The following is a 12,569-nucleotide window of genomic DNA, read 5'->3' on the forward strand; positions in this document are numbered from 1 at the left end:
CCGGGCCGGGGGGGGGCGCGGGGGGGGCCGGCCCGCGGGGGGGGGGGGGGGGGGCGCGGGGGGGGCGCCGGCCCTTCGACGTCCTACGCGAGGTCGCCGGTGGCGGCCAGGCGGCGCCAGAACGCGGTGATCATCGCCTCGTCGATCTCCGGGACCGTCACCCCGAGGGCTTCCAGCCGCTCCACGGTCCGCCGGCTGCGGAAGGTGTCGACGGCCGGGACCGGCCCCGTCGCCAGGGTGCGCGCGTACTCCTCGAACGCGTCCAGATAGGGCAGGAAGGGCAGCTCCCGGCCCGCCTCGCCGGCCTCCCGGAGCGCGCGCAGCCACTCCCCGAGCGGGACCTCCCGGGTGTGCGTCCCGTGCAGGGAGTCGTACACGCGGAGGAAGTCCAGGGCGTGGACCGGACGGACGTGGTGGAGGTGCCGGACGCCGGCCGTGCCGGTGGTGCCGGTGGGCTCACGGTCGAGGACCAGGGCGGCCAGGGCGCGCGCCGCGACGTCCGCCGGCAGCAGGTCCGCCCACGCCACCGCGTCGCGCGGGACGCTGCCGAGCGCGGCGCAGGTGGTCAGCAGGCGGCAGTACATGTCGTCCGGGTTGACCGCCCCGTGGCGGGAATCGGCCCAGACGCGGCCGAGCCGGTAGACACGGGCGTCGGCGCCCCGGGCGACGGCGTGCCCCACCATCCGGTCGGCGACCCACTTGCCGGCGGCGTAGCCGTCCGCGAGCGGGTGCGTCTCGTCCGCCGTGTCGGAGTCCTCGGTGATCAGCCGGGGCTCCGCTCCGGCGCGGAAGAGGCCCAGGGAGGAGAGGTGGTGCACGCGCGTGGCGCCGCCCTCCGCCGCGAGCCGCAGCAGCTCCCGCGTCCCGTCGACGTTCGCCGCCTTCAGCCGCTCGTACGGGGAGAGGTGGTGGACGTGGGCGCCCGAGTGGACGATCGCGTCCACCGCCCCCTCGCCGTGCGCCAGCTCCCGCCAGGTCCGCGCGTCGAGGCCGACCGACGGACGGGCCAGGTCGCCGGGCAGGACCCGCACGCGCGGGTCGTCCGCGAGGGGCCCCAGGCCGTAGGAGACCGCAACCCCGTTCACCCGGGCGCGGGCCGCCTCCGGTGATTCCCCCCGGACCAGGCAGAGCAGCTCGGCGCCGGTCCGCGCGGTCCGCGTCAGCAGCTCCCGCAGCAGGAAGGCGCCGACGAACCCGGTGGCCCCGGTGAGGAGGATCCGGCGCGGCTCCCGGCCGGCCCCGTCGGGGGCCGGCGCGGGGAAGCGCAGCCCCGGGTCGAGCCACGCGTCGGCGTCGCCGGCCACGGCGACCGGGCCGCGGGTGCGGCCCGCCCGGCGGTCCTCGACCAGGGCGGCCAGGTCGCCCGCGGTGGGCGCCGCGAGGAACTCGCGCACCCCGACGCGTACGCCCAGTTCCGCCGACACCCTCGCCAGCAGCCGGACCACCAGCAGGGAATGCCCGCCCAGCGCGAAGAAGTCCTCGTCCGCCGCGGCCCCGGACACCGCGAGCACCTCGGCGAACACCGCGCACAGCCGGGTCTCCAGCTCGGTGACGGGCGCGCGGCCCGTGGCGGCGGGGGTGTGGTCGGGCACCGGGAGTGCCTTGTGGTCGAGCTTCCCGTTGAAGGTCACCGGCAGTCCGTCCAGGAACACGAAGGCGGACGGGACCATGTGGGCCGGCAGGAAGCCCTCCAGGAAGCGGCGCAGCGCGGCGGCGGACACCCCGCCCGGGTCGGCGTCCGGGAGGCGGTCCCCGGTCGGGACCACGTAGGCCACGAGCCGCCTGTCGCCGGGGCGGTCCTCGCGGACCACCACGGCGGCCCGGTCGACGCCCGGGTGCCCGGCCAGTACGGCGTCGATCTCGCCGAGTTCGACGCGGAACCCGCGGATCTTGACCTGGTTGTCGGCGCGGCCGAGGAACTCCAGCTCCCCGTCGACGTTCCACCGGCCCAGGTCGCCGGTGCGGTACATGCGCTCGCCCGGCGCCCCGAACGGGCAGGGGAGGAAGCGCTGCGCCGTCAGGTCCGGGCGGTTCAGGTAGCCGCGGGCGAGGCCCACACCGGCGATGTACAGCTCGCCCGGCACCCCCGCCGGCACCGGCCGCAGGGCGGCGTCCAGGACGAACACCCGTGTCCCGGCGATGGGTCGGCCGATGGGGGGCGATACGGCCCCGGACAGCGGGCCGCTCATGGTGGCGCAGATGGTGGTCTCCGTCGGACCGTACTGGTTGATCATGCGGCGGCCCGCCGACCACTGCTCCACCAGCGCCGGGGTGCAGGACTCGCCGCCCACGACCAGCGTCATCCCGGCCGGCAGGGCGTCGGCGGGGAGCGCGGCGAGGACCACGGGCGGAATGCCCGCGTGGGTGATCGCGTAGCGCTTCAGCAGGGTCACCAGGCCCTCGCCCGGCAGCAGTTCGGCGGCCGGAGCCATGACCAGACGGGCCCCGGCGAGCAGGGACATCCACACTTCCATGGTGGCGACGTCGAAGCTCGGGGAGGCGAACTGGAGCACCCGCCCCCGCGGGGTGATCCGGTTGGCGTCGATCGCCGCGTGGGTCATGTTCACGAGGCTGTGGTGCTGGACGACCACGCCCTTGGGGCGGCCGGTGGAGCCGGAGGTGTAGATGAGGTAGGCGGGGTGTTCGGGGAGCAGTGGTGAGGTGCGTTCGGTGTCGGTGAGGTGGTGGGGGGAGTGGCCGGCGAGTTCTTCGGTGAGGGTGGTGTGGTCGAGGAGGAGTCGGGGGACGCCGCGTTCGGGGACGGCGTCGGTGACGGTTGTGGTGGTGATCAGGACGGCCGGGGTGGCGTCGTCGAGCATGTACGCGAGCCGGTCGGCCGGGTACTCGGGGTCCAGGGGGACGTAGGCGGCTCCCGCTTTGAGGGTCGCGAGCAGTGCGGTGACGAGTTCCGTCGAGCGGGGCAGGGCCACGCCGACGCGGTCCTCGGGGCCGACGCCGCGGGTGGCGAGGGCGCGGGCGAGGCGGTTGGCGCGGGCGTCGAGTTCCGCGTAGGTGAGGTGTTCCTCGCCGAAGACCACGGCGACGGCCTCGGGGGAGGCTGCCGCCCGCTCCTCGAACAGCTCCACCAGCGCCCGGTGGTCGGGCACGAAGGCCGGCCCCGCCGGGTCCCCGCCGGCCGTGAGCGTCACCCACTCCTGCCGCGAGACCACGTCGACCTCCCGCAGCGGGGAGTCGGGCGCCGACGCGAGGGCCGCCGTCAGCCGCTCCAGGGTGGCGCGGAGGTAGCCGCAGACCACCTCCGGGTCGATGGGCGGGGTCGCCTGGACCATCAGGTGGAAGCCCGAGCCGAGGTCGTCCACGGCCGCCGTGAGCGGATAGTTGGTGCGCTCCGCCGCCTGCAGCCATTCGACGCCGTCGATCGGCGGGGCGGCCGGCTCCGCGCCGTCCGACGCGGTGCTGTAGCGGTAGTTGAAGAGCGTGGTGAACAGCGGCAACTGCGGGTCGACGGCTCCGGCCCGCTGCGCCAGGGTCAGCGGCGCGTGCTCGTGGACCAGTACGTCGGCCAGCCGGCGGCGCATCGCGTGGGCCGCCTGCGCCACCGAGACCCCGGCCACGTTCGCCCGTACCGGCAGGGTGTTGATGAACAGCCCCGGCACCCGGTCCGCGCCCGCGCCCGCCTGGAGCCGGCCGAACACCACCGTGCCGAACACCACGTCGTCCCGGCCCGACAGTGCCGCCACGACCCGCGCCCACGCGACGTGGAACACCGTGGCGGGACTCACCCCCAGCTCGCGGGCCACCTTCCGGACCCGCTCGCCCAGCTCGGGATCCACGGGCACGGACACCTCGGCTACGGCGCTGCCGTCCCCCTGGACATCCAGCACCCCGTACGGGGCGGTCGGCTCGGTGACGTCCCCGAGCAGCGCCCGGAAGTGGGCCTCGTGCTCCTCCCGGGAGACGCGCAGCCGGGTCTGGGCCACGAAGTCCCTGAAGGGCAGCGGCGCGGGCAGCTCCCGCCCGCGCCCGGCGCGCAGGGCGCCCACCTCGCGGGCGACCACGTCCAGCGAGGTGTGGTCGCCGATGAGGTGGTGGAAGCGGTACAGCACCAGCCAGCGGTCCGCGCCCGCGTCACGGGCGACGTGCAGGTCGAGCAGCGGGGCGCGGGCGAGGTCCATCGGCCCGTTCCAGCGGGTCCGCAGCTCCTCGACGGCCGCGTCCCCCGTCGTGGACAGCGGTACCTCCGTCACGCGCAGGGGTGCGTCCCTCAGCACCACCTGGACGGGCTCGGGGAGGCCGTCCCACACCACCGCGGTCCGGAAGACGTCATGGCGCTCCACCACCCGGCGCAGCGCCGTCACGAACCCGTCGAGTTCGACGCGCGTGCCGATGCCGAAGACCGCCGAGATGACGTACGGGTCCCCGTGGGCGCTCTCCGCGCTCCCGGCGCCCTCCGCGCCCAGCAGGTGGTGGAAGAAGATCCCCTCCTGGAGCGGTGCCAGCGGGTACACGTCCGCGATGTTGCGCGCACCGCCGGGGACGGCGGCGGCCACCCGCGCCAGCTGCTCGTCGTCCAGGTCGACCAGCGGCACCATCGGGGGCGTGAGCGTGTCCGTGCCCCCGGCCGGGACGCCGTTCGGCGGGACGGTGACGGCCGCGCGGCCGGCCGCGGCGGCCAGGCTCGCCACCGTCGGCGAGGTGAACAGGGTCCGCACGTCGACGCTCACGCCCCGGGCGCGCAGGCGCTCCACCAGGGAGACCGCCGACAGGGAGTGCCCGCCCAGTGCGAAGAAGGAGTCGTCGATGCCGACCCGCTCCACGCCGAGGACCTCGGCGAAGGCGGCGCACAGGGCCTCCTCGCGGGCGTCGCGCGGGCCCCGACCCGGTTCGCCGGACACGAGGTCGGGGGCGGGCAGGGCGCGCCGGTCCAGCTTCCCGTTGACGGTCAGGGGCAGCGCGTCCAGGGTGACGTACGCCGCCGGGACCATGTGGTCCGGCAGGAAGTCCAGCAGGAACGAGCGCAGGGCCGTGCCGGAGATCGTCCCGGAGGTGCGCGAACGCCTGCCCGGCACCACGTAGGCGACGAGCCGGGGGTCGCCCGGACGGTCCTCGCGGACGACCACGGCGGCCTCCGTGAGGTCGGGGTGGCCGACGAGGACCGTCTCGATCTCGCCGGGCTCGATGCGGAACCCGCGGATCTTGACCTGGTCGTCGGCCCGGCCCAGGAACTCCAGCTCCCCGTCGGCGCCGCGCCGTGCCAGGTCGCCCGTGCGGTACATGCGCCCGCCCGGAGCCCCGAAGGGGGAGGGGAGGAACCGCTGCGCCGTCAGGGCGGGCTGGTTCAGGTAGCCGCGGGCGAGTCCGGCGCCGGTGACGTACAGCTCGCCGGCCACCCCGGTGGGGACGGGACGCAGGTTCCCGTCGAGGACCAGTACGCCCAGGTCGGGGATGCCCCGGCCGATCGGGCCGCCGGCGGCGGTACCGGCCTCGGCGGCGGCCGCGGCCGACGCGGAGTCGGCCGCGGTGAGCGGGCGGTGGGTGACGTGCACGGTCGTCTCGGTGATCCCGTACATGTTGACCAGCGTCGGCGCGTCCTGCGCGTGCCGGACGTACCAGGGGGCCAGCCGGGCCGGGTCGAGGGCCTCCCCGCCGAAGACGACGGTGCGCAGGGCGAGGCGCCGGCCCAGCTCGGGGTCCTCCTCGTCCGCGCGCATCAGCTGGTGGAAGGCGGAGGGGGTCTGGTTCAGCACGGTGACCCCCTCGCGGACCAGGAGCGCGAGGAATTCCGACGGCGTACGGCTCACCTCGAAGGGGACGACGACGAGCCGGCCGCCGTACAGCAGCGCGCCCCACAGCTCCCAGACGGAGAAGTCGAAGGCGAAGGAGTGGAACCAGGTCCACACGTCCCGGGGGCCGAAGCGGAACCAGGGGTCCGTCTCCTGGAAGAGGCGCACCACGTTGCCGTGCGGGATCACGGTGCCCTTGGGGCGGCCGGTGGAGCCGGAGGTGTAGATGAGGTAGGCGGGGTGTTCGGGGAGCAGTGGTGAGGTGCGTTCGGTGTCGGTGAGGTGGTGGGGGGAGTGGCCGGCGAGTTCTTCGGTGAGGGTGGTGTGGTCGAGGAGGAGTCGGGGGACGCCGCGTTCGGGGACGGCGTCGGTGACGGTTGTGGTGGTGATCAGGACGGCCGGGGTGGCGTCGTCGAGCATGTACGCGAGCCGGTCGGCCGGGTACTCGGGGTCCAGGGGGACGTAGGCGGCTCCCGCTTTGAGGGTCGCGAGCAGTGCGGTGACGAGTTCCGTCGAGCGGGGCAGGGCCACGCCGACGCGGTCCTCGGGGCCGACGCCGCGGGTGGCGAGGGCGCGGGCGAGGCGGTTGGCGCGGGCGTCGAGTTCCGCGTAGGTGAGGTGTTCCTCGCCGAAGACCACGGCGACGGCCTCGGGGGAGGCTGCCGCCCGCTCCTCGAACAGCTCCACCAGGGTCCGCGTGGCGCCCCGCGGCCGCTGGGCCACCGCGTCCAGCTCGGCGGTCAGGGCCGCGCGTTCTTCGGGGAAGAGCAGGTCCGCGTCCCCGATCCGGTCCTCCCGGGAGGCTCCGGCGAACCAGTCCAGGAGGGCGAGGAAGCGGCGGGCGTGGGCGGCGGTGGCCTCCGGCGCGTAGCGGGCGGGGTTGGCGTCGAAGGCGACCTCCACGCTGCCGTCGTGCGCGCGGTCGTAGACGTTGACGCTCAGGTCGTCGACCGGCCCGGTGGCCAGGCCGCGGGGGACCACCGGGCAGTCGCCGAAGCGCACCCCGTAGTCGTACGAGACCACGTTCACCACCGGCCCGAACAGGGCCCCGGTGTCGGCGGTGCGGAAGTCCCGCGCGAGGTCCTCGTAGCGGTGGCGCTGGTGGCGCACGGCGCCCCGTACGGCGTCGCCGACCTGCCGGAACAGATCGCCGAGGGAGGTGTCGGAATCCACCCGGAGGCGGATCGGCAGGATGTTGGACGTCATGCCCGGGACGGCCTTCGCGGCCGCGCCGGTCCGGCCCGGGGCGGGCATGCCGACCACGAGGTCCCCGGCTCCCGTCATCCGGTGCAGGTAGACGGCCGTGGCGGCGATGACCAGGCCGGACAGGCTCGTGCGGAAGCCGCGGGCGGCCCCCTTCAGGGCCGTGACCTCCCGCGCCCCGATCCCTTCGAGGTGCCGCAGGGGCGGCCGGAGGTCGCGCAGCGGGCGGCGTCCGCTCAGGGTGACCGCCTCCGGGCGTCCGGCGAGGACTCCGTGCCAGTACTCCGCGTCGACGCGGTGGTCCTCGCCGGCCCGGTAGGCGGCGTCGGCGGCCACCAGGACCTCGTGGGGCGCGAGGGCGCCCTCCTCGACGGAGCCGCCGGCCAGGAGGGCGTTGTAGACCCCGGCGACCCGCTTCGCGATGACCGCGCCGCTGAGCCCGTCGACGGCGATGTGGTGGATGCGGTGGTACCACAGGTGCCGGTCCTCGGACTCCCGGAAGAGAGCCTCGGTGAACAGCGGGCGGGCGAGGCCGCCGGGTCCGGCCAGGTCCTCGCGCATCCACCGTACGGCGGCGCCGCGCGGGTCCGTCTCGCCGCTCACGTCCACGAAGTGCAGCGGCCAGTCCTCGGTGACCTCCACGCGCTGGGTCACGCCGCCGTCGGCCTCCCGGTCGAAGACCAGGTGCATGCACTCGGACTCGGCCACGGCGCGACGCAGCGCGCGGGCGAAGAGTTCCGGGTCGAACGCACCGGTGATCTCCAGGTACTCGCCCGTCTGGTAAGCGGCGCTCTCCGGCTCCAGTTGCTGGCCGTACCAGACGGAGAGCTGCCCCGCCGTGAGCGCCCGCTGCTGCCCGTCCTGCTGGATCCGGTCGTTCCGGTACACGGCCTTGCCACCCCGTCCTGTCTGTTCGTCCGACGTTCCCCGGGGTGCATCGTGTACGGGCGGTCTATATCGCGGATCCACCGCGCGGTCGGGCCGCCCCGCGGGCGGGTCGCCCGAGTTGCGGGGCCGTGGCCGGAAGTGGCCGGGGGCATGGCAGGCTTGGGGGCATGGCCGTTCAGATCAATCCCAGCATCCTGTCCGCCGACTTCGCCCGCCTCGCCGACGAGGCACGGGCCGTCGAGGGGGCCGACTGGCTGCACGTCGACGTCATGGACAACCATTTCGTCCCGAACCTCACCCTCGGCGTCCCGATCGTGGAGTCCCTGAGCCGCGCCACGGACATCCCGCTGGACCTGCACCTGATGATCGAGGACCCGGACCGCTGGGCGCCGCAGTACGTGGAGGCCGGCGCCGGTTCCGTCACCTTCCACGCCGAGGCCGCCGCGGCTCCGGTGCGCCTCGCGCGGGAGATCCGGGCGAAGGGGGCCCGTGCGGCGATGGCGCTCAAGCCCGGCACCCCGATCGAGCAGTACGAGGACATCCTCCCCGAGCTCGACATGGTGCTGATCATGACGGTCGAGCCGGGCTTCGGCGGCCAGTCCTTCCTCGACATCATGCTGCCCAAGGTCCGCCGGACCCGGGAGCTGATCGCCAAGCACGGGCTGGAGATGTGGCTCCAGGTCGACGGCGGGGTCTCGGCCTCCACGATCGAGCGGGTGGCGGAGGCCGGCGCCGACGTGTTCGTCGCGGGCAGTGCGGTCTACGGGGCGGTCGACCCGGCCGCCGCGGTGCGGACCCTGCGTGAGCAGGCGGGTGCGGCGATCGCCGCAGCCCCCTGGGCGTGCGACCACTGAGCGAGGCTTGATGAACAGCTCGGTGAACGGAAGCCGTCCAGGCTGATCAACGGCCGTCGGATCTGACAGGATGAACGGCGAGTCGAGAGTGTGAACACGACAGTGTGAACAGCAGTGAGGAGAACGCGGTGTCTGCAATGTCGGCGGGACGGTCAGCCCTGCGGATGGGACCCGCGGAGCTGGTGCAGGCGGCGGCCATGGCCCGTCGCTTCTACCTGGAGGGCAAGTCCAAGATCCAGATCGCCGAGGAGTTCGGCGTGAGCCGCTTCAAGGTGGCCCGGGTCCTGGAGACCGCCCTCGAACGCGACCTCGTACGCATCGAGATCCGGGTGCCGGCCGAACTGGACGCGGAGCGCTCCGACGCGCTCCGCGCCCGGTACGGGCTGCGGCACGCGGTCGTGGTGGAGTCGCCGGCCGACGCCACCGAGGACGCTCCGGACCCGGAGAACCTCGGCGCGGTCGCCGCCGACCTGCTCGGCGAGCTCGTCAACGAGGGCGACGTGCTGGGGCTGGCGTGGGGGCGTTCCACCATCCACATGGCCGCCTCCCTGCACCGGCTGCCCCCCTGCACCGTGGTCCAGCTGACCGGCGTGTACGACGCCGGGACGGCGGAGCGCGGTTCCGTGGAGGCCGTCCGCCGGGCCGCGCAGGTCTCCGGCGGGGACGCGCACCCGATCTACGCCCCGATGCTGCTGCCGGATCCGGCGACCGCGGCCGCCCTGCGCAGCCAGACGGGCATCGCACGGGCCTTCGAGTACTTCGACAAGGTGACGGTCGCCGCCGTCTCGATCGGCTCCTGGGAGCCCGGCATCTCCACGGTCCACGACATGCTGACCGACGAGGAGCGGGCGCACTACGCCTCCCTCGGCGTCGCGGCGGAGATGTCCGCGCACCTCTTCGACTCGGAAGGCCGAAGGGTCGGGCGCGACCTCGGCGAGCGCTGCATCACCGTCGAGGCGGACCGGCTGCGCCGGATCCCCGAGGTCGTGGCGATCGCGGGCGGCCTGCGCAAGGCCTCCGCGATCGGGGCGGTGCTCCGTTCCGGGCTGGTGACCAGCCTCGTCACGGACACGGCGGTCGCGGACTACCTGCTCACCGAGTCCGCTCCCGGGCTCCGTCCGGCGCTCGACCGGGCCGACCCGGACGACTGACGGGGCGGCCGCGCCGGCCGGTGATGCGGATGGTGCCGGAATCGAGACCCGAACAGCGGGCCGCGGGGCGGCCCCGGGGGCGCATACTGGCTTCGATGACTAAGTCAGCAGTACCTCGCCGCCATTTGCCGTCCAGCCCGTTCAAGGCCCCCGTGGAACCGCCGCTCCGGCAGTTCAGCGTCGGCGACCGGGTGAGTCACGACGAGCACGGCCTCGGCCGTGTCGTCGGGATCGAGGAGGGGATCGCCGTCCTCGTCGACTTCGGGTCGGTCCAGAAACGAATCCTGAGTCCGTACACCAAGATGTCCGTGCTCTGAGTCCGTCAGTGTTCTGACGCCATCAGGCGATTCGCGAGCGAATCGGATATTTGGCACGATCGGTGCATGATCTTTCGGAACGTGCCCCGGTCGCTGCTGCATGTGCTGGGGGCTCTGTTCCTGTGCGCCGTGCTGGTCGGTGCGGTGGGCTGCGGAGGGAAGTCCGCCCCGCCGCCCGCCGCCAGCGCCGGCGCGGGTACCAGCGCGGGTGCCCGCGACGTCCCCGGGTGGGCCAGGGGGATGGCCGCCGTGCGGGCCGACGCGCTGCCGCAGCAGGCGCGCGAGGTCCTGGCCCTGATCGACAGGGGCGGGCCGTACGCGTACCGGCAGGACGGGACCGTCTTCGGGAACTTCGAGAAGGTCCTGCCGAAGCAGAAACGCGGCTACTACCACGAGTTCACCGTGCGCACCCCGGGCGAACGCGACCGCGGGGCCCGGCGGATCGTGACCGGCGGGGCCGGGGAGTTCTACTACACGGACGACCACTACCAGACCTTCAAGGCGGTTCTCCGATGAGCCTGGACCCGCAGCCGCTCGCCCCCGCGCTGGCCGCCGCCGAGGAGGCGGGCTGGGACGTCGTACGGCTGGACCTGGACGGCGTGCGGAGCAAGGCCGCGCTGATGCGGCGGTGCGCGGACGCCCTGCGGGCGCCGGAGTGGTTCGGCGGGAACTGGGACGCGCTGGCCGACGTACTGGTGGACCTGTCGTGGCTGCCGCCGGCGCCCGGGAGGCTGCTCGTGGTCGGTTCCTGGCGCGGGTACGCGGCCGAGCGTCCGCAGGACTGGGAGACGCTGCGGGAGGTCCTGGAGGAGGCCGTGGACTTCTGGCGCGAGGCCGAGGGGGCCGCGCCGCTGACGGTGCTGCTGGCCGGGTCCGCTCCGGACGGGGCGCCGTCCCGGGCCGCGCGCCCCGGACCCCGCCGGGGCTGAGGGCCCCGGGGCCCGGGAACGCCCGTGGGGGCGGCCCCGGCCGCCCCCACGGTGGTTACCCGTTCGCCGCGGTCTTGGGGACCCACGGCGGGGTCTGGCCCCAGGACCAGACCGGGATCTTCGCCGCGTCCACCGGCGGCGGGTTGGGGCCCGAGTAGATCAGGGCCATCCGGGTGCCCCACTCGATGTAGTAGACGAACACCGCCCGGAACTCCGGGTCCGTCGGGAGGCCGACCTCGTCGGCCGTGTCCAGCAGCAGGTCCACCCAGCGGCGGCGCTGCTTCTCGGTGATGCCGCGCCCCAGGTGCTTGGTGGCCATGTGCTGGTGGCCGCCGTGGTGCGCCGTGTACTGCGCCGGGCCGCCGAAGACCTCCGACAGCCAGACGGCGACGTGCTGGGGGTGCTCCGAGTCCATGCCGGCGAAGACCGGGGCCAGGATCTCGTCCTGCAGGGCGTGCGCGTAGAAGACGTCGGTGAGGCGGCGCATGGCCTCCGCACCGCCCATCCACTCGTAGATCGTGGGCGTGGTGCTCATGACTGGCCGGCGGCCTTTCCCGGACCCGCCACGCCGGTCACGAGGTAGTGCTGCATCTCCTCGATGGCCGTCACGTACGGGCGGATGGCGCCGAAGAACGCCGGGAAGTGCTCGCCCTTGCGGAAGCCGTTCAGGTGGTCGTCGATCGAGGTCCAGCGGATGCGGAGGATGTAGCGCTCCTTCTCCTCCTCGCAGCGGGCCAGCTCGTAGTCGATGCACTCGGGCGAGGCGGCCAGGGCCTCGGCGGCCCTCGCGTACGCCTCCTCGAACGCCTTCTGGTCCTGCGAGGCGATCCGGTAGCGGATGTACTCGACGGTCGTGGTCATGGTGTGCGTGCCTCTCCCTGGGATCAGGTGGTCCCGGCTACCCTTCCGGGATCATGCGTGCCCGGCGAGGGGTTCCCCTACTCGGACTGCGACTTCTGGATGTCCGGGCCCTCGGCGCGGACCTGCCGCACCTTGTCGAGGGACTCCCGCAGCTCGGCGAGCCAGGTGTCGGTGTTGCTCCCGACGAGGCGGACGCACCAGGCCAGGGCGTCCGCCCGGCTGCGCGCCACGCCCCCGGCGACCAGGGTGTCGAGCACCTGGCGCTCGGACTGGCGCAGCCGGGTCATGACGGGGACGGCGAGGTGGGTGAAGAGGGTGGTCTCCTCACCCGAACGCACGCCCCAGGCGACCTTGCGGCGGTAGAGCTCCTCCGCCTCCCGGGCGACCTCGATGCGCTGTTCGCGGGTGCGCTCGCGGAACTCCTTGACGGACTCGGCCGCCGGGGCGGTGCCGACGACCGTGATCTCCTCCCGGTCGACGGTGACCGAGACGAGGGACTCGTAGACGTCCACCGGCAGGCGCTCGGCGAACCACGCGCGGAGCTTCTCGCTCTGTTCGGCTGTAATCATGTAATCAACGTTGCATCCGCTCTCCTCTTGATCGCAAGGGTTCGGCCGTTCGC

The 12,569-nt window shown here is 74.0% G+C and carries 9 protein-coding genes; 5 read left to right on the top strand and 4 right to left on the bottom strand.

Annotated features, from left to right (window positions below; genetic code table 11):
* Positions 1–83: 83 nt before the first annotated feature.
* Positions 84–7,835, bottom strand: a complete 7,752-nt coding sequence (locus ACEPPI_RS10550; protein ID WP_373914967.1) for an amino acid adenylation domain-containing protein — start codon at positions 7,833–7,835, stop codon at positions 84–86.
* A gap of 167 nt (positions 7,836–8,002) precedes the next feature.
* Here ACEPPI_RS10550 and rpe point away from each other — a divergent pair, with 167 nt between their 5' ends.
* The 5 genes from rpe to ACEPPI_RS10575 all read left to right on the top strand — a co-directional run bounded on the left by rpe (position 8,003) and on the right by ACEPPI_RS10575 (position 11,086).
* Complete coding sequence (rpe, locus tag ACEPPI_RS10555; RefSeq protein WP_373914968.1) at positions 8,003–8,689, top strand: ribulose-phosphate 3-epimerase; 687 nt, start codon at positions 8,003–8,005, stop codon at positions 8,687–8,689.
* 104 nt (positions 8,690–8,793) lie between these two features.
* On the top strand, positions 8,794–9,840 hold the full coding sequence (locus ACEPPI_RS10560; RefSeq protein ID WP_078950459.1) for a sugar-binding transcriptional regulator: 1,047 nt from the start codon (positions 8,794–8,796) through the stop codon (positions 9,838–9,840).
* Positions 9,841–9,935: 95 nt separating this feature from the next.
* Positions 9,936–10,157: a CarD family transcriptional regulator gene (locus ACEPPI_RS10565; RefSeq protein ID WP_266837885.1), complete on the top strand. Its 222-nt coding sequence runs from the start codon at positions 9,936–9,938 to the stop codon at positions 10,155–10,157.
* A gap of 66 nt (positions 10,158–10,223) precedes the next feature.
* Positions 10,224–10,673 (top strand): ribonuclease domain-containing protein, encoded by a 450-nt coding sequence (locus ACEPPI_RS10570; RefSeq protein ID WP_373914969.1) that lies wholly within the window; start codon positions 10,224–10,226, stop codon positions 10,671–10,673.
* The gene (locus tag ACEPPI_RS10575; protein WP_373914970.1) at positions 10,670–11,086 is read left to right on the top strand and encodes a barstar family protein; all 417 of its coding nucleotides are present in this window, start codon (positions 10,670–10,672) and stop codon (positions 11,084–11,086) included. The genes ACEPPI_RS10570 and ACEPPI_RS10575 overlap by 4 nt, the downstream gene beginning before the upstream one ends.
* Before the next feature lie 55 nt (positions 11,087–11,141).
* On the opposite strand, the gene ACEPPI_RS10580 is transcribed toward ACEPPI_RS10575, so the two are convergent.
* From ACEPPI_RS10580 to ACEPPI_RS10590, 3 genes are all read right to left on the bottom strand, one after another.
* A complete protein-coding gene (locus ACEPPI_RS10580; protein ID WP_373914971.1) occupies positions 11,142–11,621 on the bottom strand; it encodes a group II truncated hemoglobin in 480 nt (159 codons plus the stop codon).
* The gene (locus ACEPPI_RS10585) at positions 11,618–11,947 is read right to left on the bottom strand and encodes an antibiotic biosynthesis monooxygenase (RefSeq protein ID WP_356218608.1); all 330 of its coding nucleotides are present in this window, start codon (positions 11,945–11,947) and stop codon (positions 11,618–11,620) included. The genes ACEPPI_RS10580 and ACEPPI_RS10585 overlap by 4 nt, the downstream gene beginning before the upstream one ends.
* 77 nt (positions 11,948–12,024) lie before the next feature.
* Positions 12,025–12,516 carry a hypothetical protein gene (locus ACEPPI_RS10590; RefSeq protein WP_373914972.1) on the bottom strand — a complete coding sequence of 164 codons (492 nt, stop codon included), beginning with the start codon at positions 12,514–12,516 and terminating at the stop codon, positions 12,025–12,027.
* Between the last annotated feature and the right edge of the window lie 53 nt (positions 12,517–12,569).

Source organism: Streptomyces sp. AB3(2024), from assembly GCF_041862025.1.
Classification (GTDB): domain Bacteria; phylum Actinomycetota; class Actinomycetes; order Streptomycetales; family Streptomycetaceae; genus Streptomyces.